Origin of the sequence: Bittarella massiliensis (ex Durand et al. 2017) (assembly GCF_001486165.1) — a bacterium.
Taxonomy (GTDB): Bacteria; Bacillota; Clostridia; order Oscillospirales; family Ruminococcaceae; genus Bittarella; species Bittarella massiliensis.
Map to the genome: position 1 here is coordinate 23836 of NZ_LN908974.1, position 22949 is coordinate 46784.

At 66.7% G+C, this 22949-nt stretch carries 24 protein-coding genes; 8 read left to right on the forward strand and 16 right to left on the reverse strand.

Annotated elements, in window-relative coordinates; all coding sequences use genetic code 11:
* The first annotated feature begins 805 nt into the window (after nt 1-805).
* The gene (locus tag BN3266_RS00140; RefSeq protein WP_021661068.1) at nt 806-1672 is read left to right on the forward strand and encodes a DegV family protein; all 867 of its coding nucleotides are present in this window, start codon (nt 806-808) and stop codon (nt 1670-1672) included.
* Between the two features lie 470 nt (nt 1673-2142).
* Here the strand turns inward: BN3266_RS00140 and BN3266_RS00145 are convergent, their stop codons facing one another.
* A complete protein-coding gene (locus tag BN3266_RS00145; RefSeq protein ID WP_052537718.1) occupies nt 2143-2574 on the reverse strand; it encodes a TFIIB-type zinc ribbon-containing protein in 432 nt (143 codons plus the stop codon).
* A gap of 220 nt (nt 2575-2794) precedes the next feature.
* On the opposite strand from BN3266_RS00145, the gene BN3266_RS00150 reads away from it, so the two are divergent.
* Both BN3266_RS00150 and BN3266_RS00155 read left to right on the forward strand, forming a co-directional pair.
* The gene (locus BN3266_RS00150; protein WP_059002859.1) at nt 2795-4831 is read left to right on the forward strand and encodes a right-handed parallel beta-helix repeat-containing protein; all 2037 of its coding nucleotides are present in this window, start codon (nt 2795-2797) and stop codon (nt 4829-4831) included.
* Between the two features lie 94 nt (nt 4832-4925).
* Nucleotides 4926-5654 carry a carboxymuconolactone decarboxylase family protein gene (locus BN3266_RS00155; RefSeq protein WP_059002861.1) on the forward strand — a complete coding sequence of 243 codons (729 nt, stop codon included), beginning with the start codon at nt 4926-4928 and terminating at the stop codon, nt 5652-5654.
* A 72-nt stretch (nt 5655-5726) separates the two neighbouring features.
* Here BN3266_RS00155 and cls read toward each other — a convergent pair whose 3' ends face one another.
* Nucleotides 5727-7265, reverse strand: a complete 1539-nt coding sequence (cls, locus tag BN3266_RS00160; protein WP_059002863.1) for a cardiolipin synthase — start codon at nt 7263-7265, stop codon at nt 5727-5729.
* 3 nt (nt 7266-7268) lie between these two features.
* Nucleotides 7269-8057, reverse strand: coding sequence for a sirohydrochlorin cobaltochelatase (locus BN3266_RS00165; RefSeq protein ID WP_059002865.1), 789 nt, complete (start codon nt 8055-8057; stop codon nt 7269-7271).
* A gap of 158 nt (nt 8058-8215) precedes the next feature.
* On the opposite strand from BN3266_RS00165, the gene BN3266_RS00170 reads away from it, so the two are divergent.
* From BN3266_RS00170 to BN3266_RS00185, 4 genes are all read left to right on the forward strand, one after another.
* The gene (locus tag BN3266_RS00170; protein ID WP_242861690.1) at nt 8216-9700 is read left to right on the forward strand and encodes an alpha-amylase; all 1485 of its coding nucleotides are present in this window, start codon (nt 8216-8218) and stop codon (nt 9698-9700) included.
* A gap of 22 nt (nt 9701-9722) precedes the next feature.
* Entirely contained in the window at nt 9723-10565 is an 843-nt protein-coding gene (locus BN3266_RS00175) for an amidohydrolase family protein (RefSeq protein WP_059002867.1), read from the forward strand.
* A 412-nt stretch (nt 10566-10977) separates the two neighbouring features.
* Entirely contained in the window at nt 10978-11598 is a 621-nt protein-coding gene (locus BN3266_RS00180) for a potassium channel family protein (RefSeq protein ID WP_059002868.1), read from the forward strand.
* A 22-nt stretch (nt 11599-11620) separates the two neighbouring features.
* A complete protein-coding gene (locus BN3266_RS00185; RefSeq protein ID WP_021661079.1) occupies nt 11621-12277 on the forward strand; it encodes a potassium channel family protein in 657 nt (218 codons plus the stop codon).
* Between the two features lie 58 nt (nt 12278-12335).
* On the opposite strand, the gene BN3266_RS00190 is transcribed toward BN3266_RS00185, so the two are convergent.
* The 13 genes from BN3266_RS00190 to BN3266_RS13650 form a co-directional block, all read right to left on the reverse strand.
* A complete protein-coding gene (locus BN3266_RS00190; protein ID WP_075109616.1) occupies nt 12336-13037 on the reverse strand; it encodes a biotin--[acetyl-CoA-carboxylase] ligase in 702 nt (233 codons plus the stop codon).
* 27 nt (nt 13038-13064) lie between these two features.
* The gene (locus tag BN3266_RS00195; RefSeq protein ID WP_075109621.1) at nt 13065-13544 is read right to left on the reverse strand and encodes a metallophosphoesterase family protein; all 480 of its coding nucleotides are present in this window, start codon (nt 13542-13544) and stop codon (nt 13065-13067) included.
* Between the two features lie 124 nt (nt 13545-13668).
* Complete coding sequence (locus BN3266_RS00200; RefSeq protein ID WP_059002874.1) at nt 13669-14118, reverse strand: hypothetical protein; 450 nt, start codon at nt 14116-14118, stop codon at nt 13669-13671.
* Nucleotides 14119-14223: 105 nt separating this feature from the next.
* Complete coding sequence (locus BN3266_RS00205; RefSeq protein WP_021661084.1) at nt 14224-15186, reverse strand: inorganic phosphate transporter; 963 nt, start codon at nt 15184-15186, stop codon at nt 14224-14226.
* Nucleotides 15187-15356: 170 nt separating this feature from the next.
* Complete coding sequence (gene rsmI, locus BN3266_RS00210) at nt 15357-16184, reverse strand: 16S rRNA (cytidine(1402)-2'-O)-methyltransferase (RefSeq protein WP_044993287.1); 828 nt, start codon at nt 16182-16184, stop codon at nt 15357-15359.
* Between the two features lie 13 nt (nt 16185-16197).
* The gene (locus BN3266_RS00215) at nt 16198-16917 is read right to left on the reverse strand and encodes a tRNA1(Val) (adenine(37)-N6)-methyltransferase (protein ID WP_059002876.1); all 720 of its coding nucleotides are present in this window, start codon (nt 16915-16917) and stop codon (nt 16198-16200) included.
* 84 nt (nt 16918-17001) lie between these two features.
* Entirely contained in the window at nt 17002-17172 is a 171-nt protein-coding gene (locus tag BN3266_RS00220) for a DUF362 domain-containing protein (RefSeq protein WP_021661087.1), read from the reverse strand.
* A gap of 60 nt (nt 17173-17232) precedes the next feature.
* Complete coding sequence (locus tag BN3266_RS00225; protein ID WP_021661088.1) at nt 17233-18105, reverse strand: PSP1 domain-containing protein; 873 nt, start codon at nt 18103-18105, stop codon at nt 17233-17235.
* 7 nt (nt 18106-18112) lie between these two features.
* Nucleotides 18113-19054 (reverse strand): hypothetical protein, encoded by a 942-nt coding sequence (locus BN3266_RS00230; protein WP_195891579.1) that lies wholly within the window; start codon nt 19052-19054, stop codon nt 18113-18115.
* A gap of 34 nt (nt 19055-19088) precedes the next feature.
* Nucleotides 19089-19412, reverse strand: a complete 324-nt coding sequence (locus tag BN3266_RS00235) for a cyclic-di-AMP receptor (RefSeq protein ID WP_044993289.1) — start codon at nt 19410-19412, stop codon at nt 19089-19091.
* A 268-nt stretch (nt 19413-19680) separates the two neighbouring features.
* Nucleotides 19681-20778 carry an alanine racemase gene (locus BN3266_RS00240; RefSeq protein WP_021661094.1) on the reverse strand — a complete coding sequence of 366 codons (1098 nt, stop codon included), beginning with the start codon at nt 20776-20778 and terminating at the stop codon, nt 19681-19683.
* 78 nt (nt 20779-20856) lie between these two features.
* Nucleotides 20857-21693 carry an epoxyqueuosine reductase gene (locus BN3266_RS00245; protein ID WP_195891580.1) on the reverse strand — a complete coding sequence of 279 codons (837 nt, stop codon included), beginning with the start codon at nt 21691-21693 and terminating at the stop codon, nt 20857-20859.
* A 49-nt stretch (nt 21694-21742) separates the two neighbouring features.
* Nucleotides 21743-21946: a hypothetical protein gene (locus tag BN3266_RS13650; protein ID WP_143161670.1), complete on the reverse strand. Its 204-nt coding sequence runs from the start codon at nt 21944-21946 to the stop codon at nt 21743-21745.
* A 55-nt stretch (nt 21947-22001) separates the two neighbouring features.
* Between BN3266_RS13650 and BN3266_RS00250 the strand changes: the two genes are divergently transcribed.
* A complete protein-coding gene (locus BN3266_RS00250; protein WP_059002882.1) occupies nt 22002-22940 on the forward strand; it encodes an ABC transporter ATP-binding protein in 939 nt (312 codons plus the stop codon).
* The last annotated feature ends 9 nt before the right edge of the window (nt 22941-22949 follow it).

Sequence of the window (22949 nt, forward strand, 5' to 3'; positions counted from 1 at the left end):
GGCAGCGCCTATCTCCGCCCGAATGCTCCGGGATGGCCGCTTTAAACAGGCAAAAAAGGGGCGCTGCGGCCACCCCCTCCCCTCCGGCAGGGCCGCCCCGCCGACCGGCCATGCACCATTTGCCGGCAAAAGGGGCCCTTTTCCCCCGGCAGCGGTGGGGGCGGACGCGCCCTGCCACACGATACCCCCTCTCTCGGCGGCAGTCACTCTCCTTTGTGAAGCCCTGGAAGAAGGGGGTGACCATTCATCCCCAGAAACGGGCGACCGGCCGGCGCCCTTTGCGGGAAGTGTTCGGCCCTCAAGGGGCGCTGCAGGCAACTGGCAAACATCGTCGGGCCGACAGAGCGCACCGCCTCCACCCCAGAGCGCGGCCGCCGCTTTTGCCACAGGGAACGGGCCAAACTGTGCAGTCGCCCCGGCTGAACAGGGGGCCACAGCCACGGGGGACACCTTCTCGCCCGCTGCATCAGCGCAAAGATCCACCCGTCCCCAAACAGGGTCGGCCCTTGACCGCCCGCCTCGCCGCCGCTGCGAGGCCCTTTGCCGCGGCCCAACCGCACCGGCGCGCAGGGGCCAACGGCCGCGACAGCGGGCAAAAAGCAAATAATTGGGCCGCCGGGCAAAAAATTTACGATTTTTCTCGATTTTTTTAAAAATCCTGTTATCATATAAGATAACTTACCGCGGTATCGCCAAGAGGCGGCGCTGCGGGCGGCTGTCCAGGCTGGGCGGCCCTTTTTCCGCGCTCCCTCAAAACGATTTTACACCGCGCCGCAGGGCGCGGCGAAAGAAGGATGTGTCTCCTTTGAACCCCCAAAAAATTGCCATACTCACCGACACCTGCGCCGATATCCCCGCCGAACTGGCGGCCCAACACCAAATTTTCACCCTCCCCCTGACCATCTCCTTTGGGGAGGAGCACTTCCGCGACGGGGTGGACATCACCCCCGCCCAGGTCTACCGGCGGATGGCGGAGGAGCTGCCCAAGACCTCCCTCCCCTCGGGCGAGACCATCCTCGGCCTCTTTGCCCAGATGCGGGAACAGGGGTACGAAAAGGTGCTGGCCATCCTCTTTTCCAGCGGTCTCAGCGGCACCTACCAGGCCGTCAAGCTGATGGGCGAGGGCTTCCCCGGGTTGGAGGTAGCGGCCTTTGACACCCGCAGCGGCAGCCTGGGCACCGGTCTCACCGTGTTGGAGGCGGCCCGCTTTGTGGAAGAAGGGCGCACCTGGAACGAGATCTGCGCCCTGATCCCCCGGCTCATCGCCAACACCACCGTCTTTTTCTGTGTGGACACCCTGGAGTACCTGCAAAAGGGCGGGCGGATCGGCAAGATCACCGCCATCGCCGGCACCATGCTGCAGATCAAGCCCATCATCTCCTTCACCCCGGCGGGGGAACTCATCAGCGTGGCCAAGGTGCGGGGGCGGGCCCAGTCCATCGAGCGGGTGACCCAACTGGCGGCCGACTGCTACCAGGCCGGGCGGCGCTGCAACATCGCCACCGCCCACGGGGACGCGCCCGAGGACGGGGCAAAGGCGGCCAAACTGCTGCGGCAGAAGGTGCCCGCCTACCAGCGCCACTTCGAGGGGATCGTGGACTGCACCCTGGGCTCCCACACCGGGCCCCACCTCATCGGCGCCGGTATTCAGCTGCTGGACGACGACATGTAACGCGCCAAGACGGGGGCGAGGCGGCCGAAAAGCAGCCCGATCGCCCTGTCGGGGACCTGCCCTGCCTGCAGGGCAGGATGTCTGAAAACGGCGGCCGGATCTTCCTCCTCCCCCTGCGGCGGGGAGGGGCGGGCAGCGCTTGCAGGCTGCCGAGACAAAAGCCCCCCCAGGGCCACTGCATTCCCCCTGCTGCGGCGGGAAAGGGACGCCATTTCCCCCGAGGCCCGGGGGAGGGGTGGGCTTTGGCCGCTGGCGTGACAGCCTCCCTGAACCGAAAAAAAGAGAGAGCCGGACAGGCAGTCTGTCCGGCTCTCTCTTTCATTTTTTGCCCCCTGCCCCCTTGCCCCGCTTCACCGGGGGCAATGGGGTGTCCTGCGGCCACAAAATTCCGATGTCCCTCAAAAGGTCACATCTGCACCGTGTGTTTTTAACGCCGGTACGGCCCACCCGTTTCAGCGGCAGTTTGGATCTCAGCTCTTTTTGACAAAATCCCTGCCGCAGCGAGAACAGTGGATCTGGATCTTCCCCCGCCCGCGGGGGACCCGCAGCTTCTGTCCGCAGCCGGGGCACTTAAAGATGCGGTAGGCGCGGCGGGCCTCCTTTTCGGCGCGGCGCTGAGGGGCTTCGGCGGCATGGAGGGCCGCCCTCCTCGCCGCCGGGGAAAACCAGCCGAGAAACCACCGGTCCTCCCGCTCCCTGGCCTCGGTGTTTTTGGAGAGCATCCGCCAGAAGGCAAAGAGCCAGAGCGCCCAGCAGATCCAGAGGACCCAGCGCTGCCCCAACAGCTGCCCCACAAAGGAGAGCAGGGCCCCCACCGCCACCAAAAAGAGAGAGAGGCCGTCCACCCCTCGCCGCCCAGCCATAAACTGGCGGATCCGCCCCCAAAGACCGCCCATCGGCATCGCCGTTTCCCCCTTCTCTCGCCGGTCCAGCAGGCCGGCCAACTGATTGTTTAGTATAGGGGATAATTTTGACCTGCCTGCGAAAAAATTGTGACCAAACTGTGTTCTCCCCCCGCACCCCGCCTGCAGGGGGGCGCACCGTTCTCCCCCGCCTTACATACTGTGAACCATCGGGCCGCCCGGCCTGCGGGCAGGGGCGGCGGAAAGGCGGGATGAAGCGATGAAGATAAGACTGCGGGCCCTGGCCGTTCTGGCAGCTGTGGGGCTCTGTCTCGGCGCGGGGGGGACCGCCCTGGCCGCCGAGGGACCCCTGCCGGCGGCAGCGCGGGCGGTGGGCACCTTGGAGGAGTTAAAGGCCGCTCTGGCGGCCCCCGGCAGCGACGACATTGTGCTGACGGCAGCCATTCAGGTGACCGAGCTGCTGCCGGTGAACGGGGAAAAGACCCTCTCGGCCCAGGGGGGCGGGCTGACCCGGGCCGCCGGAGCCACCGGCGGGCTGCTGGCGGTGCAGCCGGGGGCCTCCCTCACCCTGGAAAATCTGCAAATCGACGGCAACCGAGCGGCCGGAGCGGCGAACGCCGCCCTGGTGCAGGTCGGCGCCCCGGCCACCCTGACCCTGGGCAGCGGCTGCACCCTGCAAAACAGCCTGGTGCAGGGCGCCGGGGCCAGCGGCGGCGGGGTCTTTGCCACCGGGGCCGGGGCCAGCGTCGCGGTACAGGAGGGGGCTGTGGTGCAAAACTGCAGCTGCACCGGCCGGGGCGGGGGCGGCCTTGCCCTGACCCAGGGCGCCGTTCTGACCATGAGCGGGGGCAGCGTCTCCCAGAACAGCGCCGCCAACTACGGGGGCGGGATCTATCTGTTGGACGCGGGCTTCTCCATGAGCGGGGGCGAACTGACCGGCAACAGCGCCGCCAGCGGGGGCGGAGTGGCCCTCTTTGGCAGCGCCGTCGACCCCGCTGCCGGCAGGGCCCAGCTCTCCCTGACCGGCAGCGCCCGCATCACGGGCAACAGCGCCGCCACCACCGGCGGGACGGAAGTCGGCTACGGCGGGGGCGTCTATCAGGCCGGGGGCAACCTGGTCATCGACTCTCCCGAGGCGGTGGTGGAGGAGAACACCGCCGCCAGAGAGGGGGGCGGCCTCTATCTGACCTACTACCCCACCTCCCCCTATCCCGAGGGGATCCTCTCCCTCAAACAGGGGGCGGTGCAGAAAAACACCGCCCTCTACTGGGGCGGCGGCATCTCCAGCCGGGAGGGGCTGCTGCGGATGAGCGGCGGCCTGGTCGCCGAAAACCGGGTGCTGACCACCGCGGAGACCACCGCTTCCGGCACCTTCTACGGGGGCGGCGGCATCTCGGCCGAGACCGCCACCGGCTTTGGCGGGGTGGGCCAGGTGGAGCTCACCGGCGGCACCATCCGCCAAAACAGCGCTGAAAACTGCTACGGCGGGGGGCTTTTCTGCTGGGGCAGCAACGAGACCGACGCCCCGCCCCTGCTGGCAGGGACCGACATTCTGCAAAACAGCGCCAAGTACGGCGGGGGGATCGCCAATGCCGGGCGGGCCTCCTCCCAAAACGACACCGTCCTGCGGATGACAGGGGGCCGGGTGGAGGAGAACACCGCCACCGCCGACGGGGGCGGCGTCTACAACGCCGAGATGCCCTACGCCTCCCGCCCCACCGGCGACAAGGTGCAGGTGCAGTTTGACTTTGAAGGGGGCTCCATCCACCAGAACAGCGCCGGCGGTCTGGGGGGCGGGGTCTACAACGCCCGGGGCCGCACCCCTGCCAACCCCAACGACAGCCAGACTTCGGTCGGGCGGATGGCCTTCACCATGTCCGACGCGGCCCTGCTCTACGGCAACACGGCGGGCAGCGGCGGGGACGACGCTTGGAACGACAACGGGGTGATGGTGCTGCGCAGGAGCTACGGCCCCGACAGCCAGGGCCTGCCCTTTGCCGGCTGGTTTGCCGACGACCCCGGCCACCGCTACACCGCGGGGGACACCGCCCTGGCCCCCGACAGCTCCCCCCTCAACCGCACCGGGGAGGAACTCTCCTCCCTCACCGGCGGGTTTGCCGAGGACGGTGCGGTGGACGCCTACGGCGTCAAGGCGGTCTGGGCCGCCACCGTCCCCCCGGGGCCGGGCATCGACAGCATCTGGCTGATCCTCGGCGGGCTGGTCCTCCTCTTCACCCTGCTTGCCATCCTGCTGTGCTGCCGCCGGCCGCAGCAGCATTGCGGCTGCCGAAAATAGAGGGGACTTCTCCCCCTTTCCCCTTGACTTGGAGCGCACTCCAGGTGCTATGGTGAAAGCGGCGGCGACACAGCCGCCGGAAGGAGGAGACGCCATGTCTCACAGGGAATTTTCCGACCCCTTTTCGCTGGGGGAACGCGACCCGGAATTCGCCGCCCTCTTTGCAAACTTCGCCTTTGACGAGGCGGCCCGCCAGGGAGAGCTGGACGGCGCCACCCGGATGCTGGCGGTGCTGGCCGCCCTTCTGGGCTGCGGGGGCCACGACTGCTTTGCGGCCCTCGTCCCCACCGCCCTGGACGCCGGGCTCACCCCGGTACAGCTGAAGGAGGTCGCCTACCAGGCCACGGCCTATCTGGGGTTGGGGCGGACCCTCCCCTTTCTGCGCGCCCTCAATGAAGCGCTCCTCAAAGAGGGGGTCCCCCTCCCCCTGCCCGGCCAGTCCACCACCGCGGCCGAAACCCGGCGGGAGGCCGGGACCGCGGCCCAGGTGGCCATCTTCGGCGAGGGGATGGCCGACTTCTGGCGCTCGGGGCCGGAGGAGAGCCGCCACATCAACCGCTGGCTGGCGGCCAACTGCTTTGGCGACTACTACACCCGAACAGGGCTCGACCTGCGCCAGCGGGAACTGATCACCTTCTGCTTCCTGGCCGCCCAGGGCGGCTGCGAGCCCCAGCTAAAAAGCCATATCGCCGCTAACCTGCGGCTGGGGACCGGGCGGCACACCCTGATTGCCGCCCTCTCGACGACCCTGCCCTATATCGGTTATCCCCGCAGCCTGAACGCCCTGCGCTGCATACAGGAGGCGGCGGACCCCCCAAAATAGCTGCCCGCCAAAGAGAGAAGGCCGGACGACCTACGAGTCGTCCGGCCTTCCTTCTTCCGTTGGGCCATTCTGTCACATCAGCGGGGCAAAGGCCCGCAGACAGGCCCGCCCCAACTTTTTGGGCCAGGGCACGTTGCGGCAGTCGTCCAGGGTGATCTCCTGGCACTCCAGCAGGGTGCGGAGGAATTCCTCCTTGATTTGCAGGACGCTGCGGGTGCGGTAGAGCCAGGCCGCGCACTCGAAGTGGAGGTAGAGGCTGCGGTAGTCCATGTTGATGGTCCCCACCACCCCGTACTCGTCGTCCACCGAAAAGGTCTTGGAGTGGATGAAGCCCGGGGTGTACTCGTAGATGCGGACCCCGCACTCCACCAGCGACTCGTAGTAGGCCCTGGTGACGGCGTGGACATACCACTTGTCGGCGATGTGGGGGGTGATGATCCGCACGTCCACCCCGCTCTTGGCGGCAATGCAGAGGGCGGTGACCATCTCGTTGTCGATGATGAGGTAGGGGGTGGTGATGTAGACGTAGCGCTTTGCCTTGTTGATGAGGTTTAGATAGACCGTCTCCCCCACCGCCTCGTCGTCCAGGGGGCTGTCGCAGAAGGTCTGCACATAGCCGTCCCCGGCGGACAGATGGCCGTCCCGCTCGGCGTCGTAGAGGTAGGGGGCAAAGTCCTCGGTCTCGCCCCGGGTAAAATCCCAGACGGTGAGGAACATCACCGTCAGGTTGTCCACCGCCCGCCCCCGCAGGAGGATGGCCGAGTCCTTCCAGCGGCCGTGCTTCTCGTAGGCATTGATGTACTCGTCGGCCAGGTTGATGCCGCCGGTAAAGCCGGTGTGGCCGTCGATGACGCAGATCTTGCGGTGGTCGCGGTTGTTGAAGCGGCTGCTGAGCACCGGCACAAAGGGGTTGAAGACACAGCTCTTGATGCCCAGCTGTTCCAGCTGGCGGTCATAGCGGTAGGGCAGGGTCATGATGCTGCCCAGGTCGTCGTACATCACCCGCACGTCCACCCCCTGGGCGGCCTTGCGCACCAAAATCTCGAGGATGCTGTCCCACATCACCCCCGGCTCGATGATGAAGTACTCCAAAAAGATAAAGCGCTCGGCCCGCTCCAGCTCGGCCTTCATCCGCTCGAACTTGCTCTCGCCCGAGGGGAGGAATTCGCTGTAACTGTCCTTGGTGAGGGGGGCATAGGCCCGCTTTTCAATGTATCTGGCCTGGTTGGCCGCCTCGGGGCTCTCCCTCTCCAGCTGGCGCAGCACCGGGTTTTCAGCGGGGAGGAGCTGGTGCACCTCCTCCCGCAGGGGGGCCATCTTCTTTCTCTCCCGGCGGGAGAGGTGGTTTTGCCCGAACATCAGGTAGAAGAGCCCGCCGAAGATGGGGAAGAGGAGGATGGGGATGAGCCAGGCGATCTTGTAGCCGGGGTTGCTGCGGCCGTTGATGATGGCCAGCACCACCAGCAGGCTGAGCAGAAAACAGACGGCGTAAAAATAGACGAAGTACCGCTCGAACCGGACCAACATCACCACCAGCAGCGCCAGTTGCAGGAGGATGGCCGCCCCCACCAGCACCACCCGGTGAAAGAGCATCCGCACCATCTTCTTCATCTCTCAAAACCCCTTTTCACGGAATATAGGGCCAGCATACCACCCAGCGGCGATCTCTGTCAAACCGCGTCGAGCCCGGCGGCGGCCAGGGCTTTTGCCAGGTGGCGGCAATAGAGGGCGCGCAGGGCGGGCAGCTCGGCCAGCCCCCGGCAGACCGGGTGGACGGCCAACCCCATCCCCCGCAGGCGGGAGAGCCAGCTGTCGGGCCCCCAGCAGGGGGGCCAGGGCGCAGCGGCGATACCCGGCCCGCAGCAACTGCCGCCCCGCCGCCTCGGGGCCGCCGTTTACCATGGCGCCCAGCGCCACCCGCTGGGGCAGGGCCGCCGCCAGGGGCCGGTAGGGGCCCATCCCCGCCGCACGGCTGCCGTGGGCCATCAGCACCAGGCCCTCGCCCTCCTCCAACAAAATCCCCTCGAGCAGGGCCTGCGCCACCTGGGTACAGTCCTCCCCGCTGGAGAGGAGGGGGCGGGCCACCGCCAGGGCCGGCAGCCGGGGGCGCAGGGCGGACAACTGGGCGGCGAGGTCGTCGTACTCCCCCCCGGCGGCCAGGTGGGTGGGGAGGACGGCCAGTGCCCCCCCTTCCGCCGCCAACTCCGCGAGGGCGGCGGGGAGGTGGGGGGTGGGGTGCCCCTGCTCGGTGAGGGCTGCCGCCAAGCGGCTGCTGGCAAAGGCCCGCCGCACCGACCAGCCGGGGAAGGCGGCCGCCAGCTCCCCTTCTAGCGCGCCGGCGGCGGGGGCGTAATCCGCCCAGCGGGCGGTGCCAAACCCCGCCAGCAGAATGGTCTTTTTCACCTGTGCCCCTCCCCTCTCTCGACCGATCACTGCCTCTAGTGTACGGGCGGGCGGCCCGGTTGTCAACGGGCGGGCGGTTGCCTTTTGCGGGGAATAGGGGTATGATATCTTCATTGTTTCCCGGAGCGCACGCCCCGGTGAGAGAGGAAGGTTGCCCTGTGAAAAACCCCACTGCCATGCAGTATTTTGAGTGGTATCTCCCCGCCGACGGCCAGCTTTGGCGGCAGGCCGAGGCCGAGGCCGCCCGGCTGGCGGCCGACGGGATCACCGCCCTCTGGCTCCCTCCTGCCTACAAGGGGGCTGCCGGCAGGGAGGACGTGGGCTACGGCGTCTACGACCTCTACGACCTGGGGGAGTTTGACCAGCAGGGGACAGTGGCCACCAAGTACGGCACCAAGGCCGAGTACCTGGCGGCAATCAAGGCCCTGCAGCGGGAGGGGATCGCCGTCTGGGCCGACGCCGTGCTGGACCACCGCATGGGCGCCGACGGCACCGAACAGGTGCCCGCCACCCCCTACGACTGGGTGGACCGCTACCGCCAGACCGGTCCGACCCGCACCATCTCGGCCTGGACCTCCTTCACCTTCCCCGGCCGGGGCGGGCGCTATTCCGACTTCTGCTGGAACTGGGAGCACTTTGACGGCATCGACTGGGACGACGCCACCGGCGAAAAGGCCATCTTCAAGTTTCAAGGCAAGGAATGGGACAGCGAGGTCGATTCGGAAAACGGCAACTACGACTACCTGATGGGGGCCGACGTTGACCTGGGCAACCCCCAGGTGGTGGAGGAGCTGACCCGCTGGGGGCTGTGGTACCTAAGCGAGACCGGGGTGGACGGCTTTCGCATCGACGCGGCCAAGCACATCCGCTTCACCTTTTTCCGCGATTGGCTGCACGCCCTGCGCCGCCTCACCGGCAAGCCGGTCTTTGCCGTGGGGGAGTACTGGAACCAGAGCGCCGACGCCCTCTGCCACTACATCGGGGTCACCGGCGGCTCCCTCTCCCTCTTTGACGTGCCGCTGCACCAACAGTTCTGTCAGGCCTCCCACAGCGGGGGGGATTTCGACATGAGCTCCCTGGGGCAAAACGCCCTGGTGCAGCGGGCGCCCCAGTTGGCGGTCACCTTTGTGGACAACCACGACACCCAGCCCGGCCAGGCGCTGGAATCCTGGGTGGACGGGTGGTTCAAACCCCTGGCCTACGCCTACATCCTCCTGCGCAGCGAGGGGCTGCCCTGTGTCTTTTACGGCGACTACTACGGCATCCCCCACGACGGGATCGCCCCGGTGGGCCAGCCCCTCTCCGCCCTCCTCTGGGCCCGGCAGACCTGCGCCTGGGGCCCCCAGATCGACGCCTTTGACGACCGGGACGTGGTGGGGTGGAGCCGCCAGGGCGACCCCCGCCACCCCGGCTCCGGCCTCTGCGCGGTCCTGACCGACGGCCCCGGCGGGCAAAAGCGGCTCTTTGCCGGGCCGAACCTGGCGGGCAAGACCCTGGTGGACTGCCTGGGCGGCCGGGGGGAGGAGATCGCCGTGGGGGCCGACGGCTGGGTCACCCTGCCGGTCGGCGGCGGCTCCTGCTCGGTCTGGGTGCAAAAGGAGACCTGGCTGGCCCGGCCCCAGACCCCCGGCGCCCTGCGCTGAGCAATCAAAGGAGGTTTTTTCTGTGCCCCAGTACATCATCGACGCCCACACCCACATCTTCCCCCGAAAAATCGCCGCCAAGGCGGCCTCTTCCATCGGGGAATTTTACAGCCTGGACATGCAGTTTGACGGGATGACCCACGAGCTGCTGGAGGAGGGCGACCGCTGCGGCGTGGCCCTCTTTCTGGTCTGTTCGGTGGCCACCAAGGCCGAACAGGTGTCCTCCATCAACGACTTTGTCGCCTCCAAGGTAAACCTGCACCCCGACCGGCTCATCGGCCTGGGGGCCCTGCACCCGGAGATGGAGGACCCCTATGCCGAAATCGAGCGGATCATCGCCCTGGGGCTGCGGGGGATCAAGCTCCACTCGGACTTTCAGTGCTTTGACATCGACGATGAGCGGATGATGCCGGTCTACCGGCGGCTGGCCGAGCGGGGACTGCCCGTCCTCTTTCACACCGGGGACGCCCGCTACGACTACTCCCGCCCGGAGAAGTTGGCCCGGGTGGCGCGGGCGGTGCCCGAGCTCACCTGCATCGGCGCCCACTTCGGCGGCTACCAGCGCTGGGAGGAGGCGGCCCAGACCCTCTGCCTGCCCAACGTCTACGTGGACTGTTCCAGCAGTCTCTTCGCCCTCGGGCGGGAGGAAGCGCTGGCCCTCATCGACCGCTTTGGCCCCGACAAGATCTTTTTCGGCACCGACTTTCCCATGTGGGACTGCGCCGCCGAGCTCGATCGCCTCTACGCCCTGCGGCTGCCCCAGGAGACGTTGGACAAGATCTTCTGGCAGAATTTCTGCCGCCTCTTTTCGGTGCCGGTCTCCCGGCTGGAAGACTACTACCGCACCCATCCCCAGCCCCGCTAGGGCCTGTCCCCCCGGCGGCCAAAAAGACGGCGGCCCCACCGTGCCGCCCGGTCTGCCGCTCTATCGGGACCGCTTGCCCCGGCCCCGCTCCTTGCTGCCGCAAAAGAGCGCGCAGCAGACAAACCCTACCAAAAATCCGCCCCAGGCGCAGAGCACCCCGATCCAGATCGTCACTTTTTCCTTCCCCCCTTCGGCGGGCCGCCGGACGGCCCCTCTGACTCAGTATATGTGGAGAGAGGAGAAGTGTCCCCGCATTTTGCACATCTTGGGCAAAAGAAGCCGCTGTCCAGGGGAGAAATTGCCCTTTTTCGGGAAAAAAGGCCGCTTTCCTTCCCCTGAGGGCTGTGCTATAATTGGGATACTTGCAGACAAGGCAGGGACTGCGCAATATGAGAAAGAGGGTCTTTGAGCGATGAATATCGTAGTGGTCGGCTGTGGCAAGGTCGGTTCGAGCCTGGCCAGAAAGCTGCAGCGCGACGGGCACGACGTGGCCGTTGTGGACGAGGTGGAGGAGCGCTTCGAGCGCCTGGGCGACAGTTTCGACGGCATCACCGTGGCCGGGGTGCCCTTTGACGAGGAGGTCCTCAAGGCCGCCGGCATCGAGGGGTGCGACGCCCTGGCCGCCGTCACCCAGGACGACAACATCAACATCATGGTGGGCCAGGTGGCCAGAGAGCTCTTTTCGGTGCCCACCGTCATCACCCGCATCTACGACCCCGCCCGCAAGGACGTGTTCGTCCACTTCGGGCTGCACACCGTCTGCCCCACCAACCTGACGGTGGACGCCATCACCCAGTCGCTGACCACCGGCGCGGCGCGGCAGTACGCCACCTTCGGCTCCACCACCCTCTCCTACGTCTACCTGCCGGTGGAACCAGGCCAGGTGGGGCGGCAGACCGACTGCCTGTCGCTGGAGGCGGGGCTGCAGCTGCTGGGGGTTTTGCACGGCGACACCACCATGGAGCTGTGCTGCCGCAACCCCATCGCCCTGCGCCCGGGGGACACCCTGATCGCCGTAAAAATCGTCGACTGAATGTGAGAGAAGAGGGAACAAGATGAACGTCGTTATCGTTGGCGGGGGAAAAATTGGCCTCTATCTCGCCGAAACACTGCTCAACCACGGCCACCGGCCCCATGTGGTGGAAATCGACAAGCGCACCTGCGCCCACCTGGCCGACGCCCTGGACATCCCCATCATCTGCGGGGACGGCACCACCATCGAGGCGCTGGAGAGCGCCGACGTGGGGACGGCCGACGCCCTCATCAGCGTCTCCGGGCGGGACGAGGACAACCTCATCTCCTGCCAGCTGGCGAAGATGAAGTTCGGGGTCAAAAAGACGGTCGCCCGGGTCAACAACCCTCGCAACCTGCGGGTGATGAAAAAGTTGGGGGTGGACGTGCCAGTCTGCACCACCAACAACATCGTGCGGGTCATCGAGCACGAGGCGGACAACGCCCAGATCAAGCTGCTCATGAGCCTCAACGCCGGGGCGGCCTCCCTCAACGAGATCGTCATCCCCGACCACTTCCCCAAGGCCGGGCAGACCCTGGCCGAGATCGGCCTGAGCAAGGACGTGGTGGTGGTCACCATCACCCGGGGGGAGGAGATGCTCATCCCCCGCGGCGAGACCACCCTGGAGAGCGGCGACAAGGTGATGGTCATCGCCAAAAACCACTCCCTCCACGACATCAACGAGCTTTTCGGCAGATGAGATAAAAATGAAAAAAGAGGGCGGAGCGGCCGCAAAAGCCGCTTCGCTCTCTCTCTTTTTACCGGTAGCCGTAGAGGCCCCGCACCGAGGCCTCGCCGCTGCAGACCGGCACGACCCGCCCGTCGATCTCCACCAGGAGCGAGCCGTCCTCCCCCACGTCCACCGCCCAGCCCACCGCCTCGCGCCCCTCCCAGAGGACCCGCACGGTGCGATCCAGGGTGGCGCTGCGGGCCCGGTAGGCGGGGAGGAGGGAGGGGAGCCCCCGGGCGAAAAACTGCTCGATGCGCCGGTCGCAGTGGGCCAGCACCTGCACGGCCAACTCCCGGGGGGCGAGGCGGACGCCGCACTCGCTCAAGAGGGATCCCCCGTGGGGCAGCTGCCGGCGGGCAAAGTCCTCCGCCGTCTGGGTCAGGTTGATTCCGATGCCGCAGACGGCGGCCGTCTCCTCCCCCACGACCCCCTCGCAGAGGATGCCACAGACCTTCTTTCCCCCCACCACCAGGTCGTTGGGCCACTTGATCTCCGCCCGGCAACCGGCGGCCTCCTCCAGCGCCTCGGACACCGCCAGGCCGACGCAGAGGGGCAGGGCCGCCACCTGCCGCAGCTCGATGCCCTTGAGGACGAAGGAGAGGGCCATCCCGCTGTCGGCGGTGTCGGCCCAGCTCTTGCCGCGGCGGCCGCAGCGCCAGCACCGCCGCCCCGTCGGGCAGGTCGGCCAGGTGGGTCTTGCAGTGGGTGTTGGTGGAGCCCAGTTCGGCAAAGACCCGGGGGGCCCGCTCCAGCCGGCTCACCCGCGCACCTCCGCCACGCTGAAGAGGACGCCGCTCTCCCGCACATCCAGCACCCCGTAGGTGGGCGGCCCCTCCTTCGGGTGGGCGATGCTGCCGGGGTTGAGGAGATAGATCCCCTCTCTGTACTCCTGGCAGGGGGTGTGGCTGTGGCCGAAGAGGACTACGTCCGCCCCCAGCTGCCGGGCCTTGTCCCAGAGGTGGTCGGTGCTGAACTTGGCCCCGTAGTGGTGCCCGTGGGTAAAAAAGAGGGTGTGTCCCTCCACCTGCCGGGTCTGTTCCGCCGGCTCCTCGCTGCTGAGATCGCAGTTGCCCCGCACCGCCCAGAACTGCAGCTGCGGGTGGTTTTGCCGCAGGGTCTGCAAGGTGCCCTCGCTGTCCCCCAGGTGGATGTAGACGGCGCACTCGGGGTGGTTGCGGATGACCCGCTCCATCCCGCCGAGCTTGCCGTGGTTGTCCGAAAAGACGATGAACTTCAAACCCCTGCCCCCCATCTGCCGGGCAGCGCCCGGCACACTCTTTCTGACCCCTACTCTAACACAAAAACGCCCCGGTGAAAAGGGAGGCTTCCTTTCACCGGGGCGTGTTCGCTCCGCCCTGTGCTCAGCTCTTCTTGACCCCCATGCGGGCCAGGGTCTCGGTGGCCTGGGCGGTCGCGGCGGCCAACAGGGCCTCCTGCGGGCCCTCGGCCAGGGCGTAGAGGGCCTCCAGGTCCCGCTCCATCTTCGGCAGGTGGGCGAGGATGTCGCCGCCCCGGCCGTTTTGGCGGGCGCATTCCAGCGCCTGCACGGCGGCTCCCTGCCAGTCCAACAGGGGCTGGGCCAAGGGGGACAGTCGCCCCCCCAGAGCGCGGGCCAGGGCCGCGCTCTGGCGCAGCTGGCTGTAGAGGGCACAGAGGTCCTCCCTGTCCACCGGCAGGATGAACGCCCGCTGGATCATCAGGTAGCCCTGCCCGTCCTCCCGGGGGGCGGGTTTGCCCCGGCAGAGGGCCGCCAGCTCCTCCAACACCTGCTCCACGCAGGAAAAGAGCCTGTTCTCACTTTTCAGATGCATTGTTTTTTCCTCTCCCAAAACGATTTGGGCGGGCAGAGAAGCGCCTTCCCGCCCGCATACCCTCTATCTCTATGCCCTCTGCCGGCGGGATATGACGGGGAATGCTCACAGCCGGATGAGAAATTTGGTGAGGAAGAAGCCCAGCACCCCGCAGACGGGAAAGGTGTAGAGCCAGCCCTTGAAGATGTCCATGACCACCGAGACGTTGACCTTTTTCACCGACTGGCGGGCGCAGGCGCCGACAATGGCGGTGGTCTTGATGTGGCTGGTGCTCACCGGCACCCCGGTGAGGCTGGCGGTGAGCAGCCCCACCGAGGAGGCCACATCGGAGGCGAGGCCCTGGTACTTCTCCATCCGCACCATGTCCATCCCCACCTTTTTGATGATCTTGAATCCCCCCATCAGGGTGCCCACCGTCATCACCGCCGAGACGGTGACCAGGGCCAGGGCGCCGATCTCCCCCACCGCATAACGGTAGGCGCCCAGGAATTTGAGGCCGTCCTGGGCGCCGTGGAGGAAGGCGGTGCAGCACAGAAAGGCAACCTGCCCCCGGTCGATGGCCCGCTCGGTGCGAAAGCGCCCCCGGCCGTCTGCCAGCAGGGCGAGGATGGCGGCCACCAGATACCCGGCGATGAAGCCGAAGGCCACCGAGATGACAAAGCCCTTGAGCACCTTGGCCCACTGGGCAAGATCCACCGACTGCAGCGACCAGTTGACCGCCAGGGCCCCGCCGGTGAGACCGGCGATGAGGCCGTGGCTCTCGGAGGTGGGGACCCCCAGCGTCCAGCCGAAAAAGCCCCAGAGGGCGATGGTGAGGAGGGCGGCCAGCACCACCGCCTGCCCCGCCCCGGCGGGGATGCGCACCAGGGAGGAGATGGTGTCGGCCACGCTGGAATTGAGCCGGTACATCACCAGCACCCCCAGAAAGTTGCAGACCCCGCCCAGGGCCGCCGCGGTGACGGGGCGGAGGGCCCGGGTGCAGACCGCGGTGGCCATGGCGTTGGGCGCGTCGGTAAAGCCGTTGATAAAGACGGCGGCGGCGATCCCCAAAAAACAGAGCAGTTCCATCCCATCCCCCTCTCGCCAAAAGGCGGCGGCGCACCGGCACGGCGCCGCTCCCCCTACTTATATGTCGCCCCCGGCGGGGCCAGAACCGGGGGCAGAGGAGGCAGAAGGCGCAAAGAGAGCGGGCAGACGGTCTTTTGTCTGCCCGCTCTTTCCCCCCTTTGCCGGGGGCGCTACCGCCCCTCTTGCAGGGCGGTGTAGATCTGCGATTTGCGGTGGCCGGTCTGGCGGGCGGCCTCCTTGCAGGCGGCGGTGGGGGCCTGTCCCTCCTCCACCAGGCGGCGGGCCAGGGCGACGGCCTCTTCCAGGGCGACCTGGACGGGGCGGGGCGGGGTGTATCCCTCCACCACCAGCACGTATTCCCCCTTGGGGGAGTGGTCGGCATAGTGCTCCAACGCGCCACTGAAGGTGGTCCTCACCACCTCTTCGTGGAGCTTGGTCAGCTCCCGGCAGAGGGCGACCCGGCGGTCCCCCAGCCCCTCCTTCAGGTCCTGCAGGGTGGTGAGGAGTTTGTGGGGCGCCTCGTAAAAGACGAGGGTGTGGCGCATCTGACGGATCTCCTCCAGGTGGGCCAGCCGGTTTTTGCGGGTGGTGGAGAGAAACCCCTCAAAGGAGAAGCGGCTGGTGGGCAGCCCGCTGACGGCCAGGGCGGCGATGACTGCACTGGGCCCGGGCACCACCTCGATCTCCACCTCCCGCTCCCGGCAGAGGCGCACCAGGTCCTCCCCCGGGTCGGAGATACAGGGCATCCCCGCGTCGGTGACCACGGCGCAGCTCTCCCCGGCGAGGATCCGGCCCACGATCTCCTCCCCCCGGGCGCGGATGTTGTGCTCGTAGTAGCTGACCATCGGCTTTTTCACCCCGAAGCGGTTGAGGAGCTTGAGAGTGACCCGGGTGTCCTCGGCGGCGATGAAATCGCAGGTTTGCAGCACCTCCAGCGCCCGGGGCGAAAAATCTCCCAGGTTGCCGATGGGGGTGCCCACCACATATAATTTTGACACGTTGCTCTCCTCCTCACAGGGGTTTGTAAAGGCTGTTTAGGGCGGGGTTGGGGGCGCCGTCTGCCCCCTGGGTGTACAGGCAGCCCTCCACCTGCAGGGAGGGGCGGCCCCCCTTGCGCCCCTCCGCCAAAACGAGCCAGGGGGCGCTGCCGGGGCGGCCCCCCACCAGCCGCAGCCGCTTGGGCTCCAACCCCGCGCCGCGCAGGGCGGCAAGGACCTCCGCCAGCCGCTGGGGCCGCTGACAGAGACAGAACCGGCCACCGCTGCGCAGCAGCCGGGCCGCGCTCCGGCAGACCTCCTCCAGGGTACAACTCCCCTCCTGCCGGGCCAGGCGGGCGCTGGCAGAGGCCCCGGCCGGACCGGAGCCCGCCCGGAAATAGGGCGGATTGCAGGTGACCAGGTCAAAGGCCCCGGCGGGGAGAAGGCCCTCCAGCCGGCGCAGGTCGGCCTCCAGCGGGTAGAGGGGCGGGTTTCCCGAGCGGGCCACCGAGCGGGCGAAGAGCCGAACGGCCGCCGGCTGCAGTTCGACCCCGTCCACCCGGGCGGGGCGGAAGTCCCGCCAGAGGAGAAAGGGGACGATGCCGCAGCCACAGCCCAGGTCGGCCACCCGGTCGCCCCGGCGGGGGGCGGCAAAGCGGGCCAGCAAAAAGGCGTCGAGGCCAAAGCGGTGTTCGCCGTCCACCGACAGGAATAGGCCCCCGCCCAGCGCCTCTTCCCCCTGTGTTTTCGCCATCTTTTCGCCCCCTTTTCGGGCATAGAGAAGCGGGCGGCAGACATCACTGCCCGCCGCCCGCTGATATGCATGATGTGCTGTTTCCTACTCCGCCTGGGGAGCGCCCACCGGGCAGACGCCGGCGCAGGAGCCGCAGTCGATGCAGGTGTCTGCGTCGATCACGTACTTGCCGTCGCCCTCGGAAATCGCGTTTACGGGGCAGGCCGCCTCGCAAGCGCCACAGCTGATGCAATCGTCATTGATCTTGTAAGCCATTGGAATTCCACCTCCCTCATGTTACCCCTATTCTAACATACTTTCGCGAAATTACAAGAATTATTCGGCAACTTTTTTGTCGCCTTTATGGCCGCCCTGGCGGCCCCCATCCCGGGCCTTTCCGGCGCGGATGACGGTGACGTCCTCCCTCTGGAAAACCTTGGGGGGCGCGGCTTCATCCTTCTGCAGGCTGACCTTCAGCCGCCCGGTGATGACGTTTGCCTCGGTGACCACGCCGGGGCCCTCGGCGGTCTTGACCAGGGAGCCGGGGCGGGGGGTGAGGCGGCCAAACTCCTCATACCCCTTCTGCTCGTACTTGAGGCAGCACATCAGCCGCCCGCAGGTGCCGGAAATCTTGGTGGGGTTGAGGGAAAGGCCCTGTTCCTTCGCCATCTTGATGGAGACCGGCTGGAACTCGCCCAGGAAGGTGGAGCAGCAAAACGGCCGCCCGCAGACCCCCAGGCCCCCCAGCATCTTGCTCTCGTCGCGCACCCCGATCTGCCGCAGCTCGATGCGGGTGCGAAAGACCGAGGCCAGGTCCTTGACCAACTCGCGGAAGTCGACCCGGCCGTCGGCGGTGAAGTAAAAGAGGATCTTGCTGCCGTCAAAGGTGTACTCCACGTCGATGAGCTTCATGTCCAGGTGGAACTTCTCGATTTTTTTCAGACAGACCGCATAGGCCTCTTTTTCCTTTTTCCGGTTGCGCTCGAGCTTGTCCAGGTCCTCCTGGGTGGCGGCGCGCACCACCTTTTTCAGGGGTTTGACGATGGTGCCGTCGGCCACCTGTCGGTTGGCCATGGCCACCTGCCCGCACTCGACGCCGCGGGCGGTCTCCACGATCACCCGGGAGCCCTTGGGCATCTGCACCCCGTCGGGGTCGAAATAGTATACTTTGCCCACGTTTTTAAAACGCACGCCAATTACTTCTGCCATCTTGCAATCACTGCCCTCCTTCGTGTGCCGCCCGGGCCAGCCGGTCGCTGAGACTGGCCTGCAGAAGCGACAAGTTGCAGTTTCGCTGTAAGGAGACCCTGCCCCGGGCGATTTCCCGGTAGAGGGCCTCGGTGTTCAGGTGAACGATCTCCCCGTCCGCCTTCATCCGCAGGGGGAAGGGGGGGACTTTGCCCAAAGCCAAGCGCTGACAGTAGGGCAGCAGCTGGGTCAGCTCTTCGAGCAGGGCGCCCATCTCGTCCCGGTTTTTGGGGCGGTAAAGGGCGGCCGCCACCGCCGACAGGCGGCGCTGGGCCAGCGCCCCCAGCAGATCGAGGGCCGCCTGCACCTTTGCCTGCAGGGCCGGCCCCTCCTCCTCGCTCAAATAGCGGGCGACCGAGCCGATGGCCCCGCCGAAGAGGTGGGCGGCAAAGGCGGTCCCCCCGCCGCCCTGGCCCAGCCCGGCAAAGTGCTCGATGCACTCCTCGGGCGAGGGGGGGAGGATGGAGAAACAAATCACCCGGGAGAGGACGGTGGGCAGCAGGGTCTGCCGGCTCTCGGCGGTGAGGAGGAAGAGGGCGTGTTCCGGCGGCTCTTCCAGCACCTTGAGCAGGGCGTTCTGGGCCTGGGGGGTCATCTCCCCCGCGCCCCCGATGAGGATGATCTTCTTCTCCCCCTCGTTGGGGCGGAGGTAGATGTCCTCGATGATGGCGCGCACCTCGTCCACCGAGATGCTGCTGCGCTCCCCCGAGGTGACCACCCGCAGGTCGGGGTGGCTCCCCTCCTCCACCTGGCGGCGGATCCGTTCCGCCTGTTCGGCCGGTTGGCCCTGGCAGAGGACCTGGGCGGCAAACAAAACAGCAAGGGTGTATGTACCGCACCCTTGCTGGCCCTCAAAAAGCATGGCATGGGGCAAACGCCGCGCGTCGATCATGGCGCGCAGCGTTTGCAAAACCAGGGGATTGCCCTTAAATTCGGATGTAAAATCAGTACTTTTCAAATCTGGAGACATCGGTCACAAAGATGGTGGCGCCGCCGACGGTCACCTCGATGGGGTAGGCAGAGGACAGCCCCGCGCCATAGGCGATGGAAGAGGGGACGATCTGGGTGCGGCGCTTGCTGTTCTCCTCGATGATGCCCAGCACCTGCTCGACCTTTTCGTCGTCTGTACCGATGATGAAGGTGGTGTTGCCCGCCAGCAGGAAGCCGCCGGTGGTGGCGAGTTTGGTGACCGAGAACTTCTCCTTGGTCAATGCGCTTTGGACCGCGCTGGAATCGTCTTTGTTTACGATAGCAAATATCAGTTTCACGATATGGCCCTCCTTTAACTGGGTGATAAAAGGTGCTTCCTTTGGTATCTCCATTCTACCATCATCCGCTGCAAAAGGCCATAGGTTTTTGTCAGAAATGCAAAAATTCTTCGCCCGTACGGCCCCTCTTTTTGCCGGGTCGGTGCGCGCCCACCTTGACAGGGGCGGGGAAGGAAGCCATCTCCTCTTGAAAGGGGTAAAATTCCATTTGCGCGCAAAAAAGGCCGGCAGAGAGGGGAACTCTCTGCCGGCCTTTTGGCCGCTTTCATCAGACGTAGGAACGGCGGACTGACCCGTCCACCGAGGAGGGGACGGTGTCGAAGGAGACGATGTCCCCGGGCGCGCACTCCACCTTGGTGACATCCACCATGGTGGACTCGTAATCCACATAGCCCAGGATGCGGGCGGGGCGGCCCTTGACGTCACAGGTGAGCCGCTTCTGGCGGGAGACCCGGCGGATGGCCGCCCGCAGAGCCGAGAAGAAGCCCCGCCCGGTGAGGAGGGTGCGGGCGTTTTCGGCGGTGAGTCCGTCGGCCAGACCGGCGGGCACCAGGGCGATCTTGGTGGGCCGCTTGGTGCGGTAGGTGCGGCCATAGCCCACGTGGTAGCCGGCGGGCACCCAGCGCACGTCGCAGACCTCGCTGCACAGCCGCCCCACCTTTTTAAAGCCCCAGCGGTCCTTCACCCCGCTCAGCCGCCCCATGAGGGCGCTGCCACAGCGCACCGCATCCAGCCGCAGCCAGGGGTAGAGCAGGGCGGGCAGGGTGCCAGCGGCGTGCACCACCCCGTAGGAGATCCCCTCCCGCCGCAAGGCGGTGAGCATCTCCTTGAGGGTCTCGTACTGCCGCCGCACCTGCTTTTCCTTTTTGCACTCGCTGCCGGAGATGTGTGCGTAGACCCCGGTGAGTACCAGGTTGTCCAGGTACTTGGCGGCCTGCACCGCCTTGCTCACCTCTTCGGGCAAAAAGCCGAAGCGGCCGTTGCCGGTGTCGAACTTGAAGTGGATGCGCACCTTTTTGCCTGCCTTGCCGGCAATCCCCGAGAGGACCACGGCGCTGTCGTAGGAGCCGACGGTGGCCACGATGTCGTGGCGGACGATCTCCTCGGCCGCGGCCTCGGTGGAATAGGGAGTGAGCAGCAGCACATCCAGCCCGGCGATGGCATTTTTCACCCGCACCGCCTCCTCCAGCCGGGAGACGGCCACCAGCCGGATCCCCTCGGCAAAGAGGAGCTTGGCCATCTGGGTGTCCCCTGCGCCGTAGGCGTTGCCCGAGAGCACCGGGATCACCGCCGCGCGCCCCACCGCTTTTTGAAAGGTGTGCAGGTTGTGCAGCACCCGGTCGGTCTGCACCATCAGCGTCGTCATGGCCCGTTTCCCCCTTCTGTCGGCCCGCCGCGGGCCGCATTCCGTTCAAGGCGATTATACCACCCGACCCAAACCCCGTCAATTCGACGGTCCGCCCTCTCCCCTTCCGTGCTGCAGGTCCCAGTTGCGCTCCAGCGGGCGGGGACCGCGAAAGCCAAAGGCCCGCCCCTTGCAGAGGGGGCGGATCTCCTCCCGGCTCACACGGGGGAGGCAGTCCTCCAAAAAGGGGGCGAGAAAGGTCTCCTCCGCCCGGGCGTTGAGGGGGCAGGACAGCTGGCACTGGTCGCACCCCCATAGGAGGGGGCTCTCCTTCACCAGCGCCGCTTCCGCCGGGGTCAACTCCCCCTTTTTCTGGCTGATCGCCGACAGGCAGTTTGCCGCCTCCACCCGGCCGCCCGCCAGACAGCCGCCGGGGCAGGCGCGGCTGCAGCGCCCGCAGTGGAGGCAGCCGCCCCCCTCGGGGCCGCTGCGGGGCGGCAGGGGGAGGGTGGTGACGATCTCCCCCAAAAAGACATAGCTGCCCCAGCGGGGGGTGATGAGCAGGCCGTTGTCCCCCCGCACCCCCAGGCCGCAGCCGGCAGCCAGCCCCACCTCGTCAAAGGGGGAGGCGTCCACAAAGGGGAGGGAGACGCCCCCCCAGCGCGCGGTGAGGCGGTCGCAGAGCGCCTGGAGAAGGGAGAAGCAGACCCTGTGATAGTCGGCCACCGCCGCGTAACAGGAGAGGTTGCCCCCAAAGGCGGCCTCCACCTTGTAGGGGAAGGCGAAGATCGCCAGAGCGTCGGCCTCCTCAGGGATGAGGGAGGCCCGGCGGCAGGGCAGTTCCGGGCGCACCAGTTCGGGGCGGTAGGGCAGCACGCCCCAGGGCAGCCGCTCCAGCCCGGCTTCCTCTAAAAGCCAAGAAATTGCCGTTTCCAACACCGTTCCCCCCTTTCTCCACAATTATACATCGGGTAATTCCACCGTTTCAACCGCTTTCTCCACATTGATGGTCGCAAACCCAATCCCCACCCCACCAGTTTTCCACATTTTCCACACAGTTTTCCACAGAAGTTGGGAAAAGGGGCGTTTCTGAACATTTGATGAAGAAGTTATTACTTTGCGTTGATTCCCCTTCTCCCCCGGCGGGGGATTGGGTATACTGGTCACAGCGCGGGATCAGCAGATCCATTTTGCCGCCCCCCACGGCGCGCTGCCGTGTGGGGCCGGAACGGGAGAGTGAAAAAGTGGAACCCATTTTACAGGTGCAAAACCTCCACAAGAAAATCGGCAAGAAAGCCATCATCCGGGACGCCAGCTTTGCGGTGATGCCCGGGGAGATCATGGGCTTTTTGGGGCCCAACGGGGCCGGCAAGACCACCACCATCAAGATGATCCTCGGGCTGCTCAAGGTGGACAGCGGCTCCATCCAGATCGGCCCCTACGACGGGGTCAAAGACCCCGAGCGCGCCCGCTCACTGGTGGGCGGCATCATCGAAAACCCCGAGATGTACGGCCACCTGACCGGCCGGCAGAACCTGCAAGTCTACGCCAACATGTGTCAGGGGGTGAGCCGGGAGCGCATCGACGAGGTGGTGCGGCAGGTCAAACTGGAAAACCGCATCGGCGACAAGGTGCGCCGCTACTCCCTGGGGATGCGGCAGCGGCTGGGGGTGGCCCAGGCCATCCTCCACCGGCCCAAGCTGTTGATTTTAGACGAGCCCACCAACGGCCTGGACCCCGTGGGCATCAAGGAACTGCGGGACACCCTGCGCCAGCTGGCCGACGAGGAGGAGGTGGGGGTGCTCATTTCCAGCCACCAGCTCGCCGAGATGGAGCTGATGTGCGACCGGGTCTGCATCGTGGACGCCGGGCAGATCGTCGCGGTGCGGGACCTGCGGGCCGAGCGCGCCTCGGCAGGGCAGAGCGACCAGTCGGTGCCCACCCTCTGGGAGGTGAGCGACCCTCAGCGGGCCGCCGAACTGCTGGCCGCCCTCTTCCCCCAGGGGGAGATCACCCCCACCGCCGGTGGGGTACAGCTCAGCTGCAGCCGCAAACAGCGGGCCGCGGCTGTCCGCCAGCTCTGCGAGAGCGGGGTCGAGGTCTACTCGGTCATCCCCCACCGCACCTCCCTTGAGGAGCTGTTTTTGGAAACCACCACCGGCTCCAAGGGCCAGATCCAATAAGGGGGACGC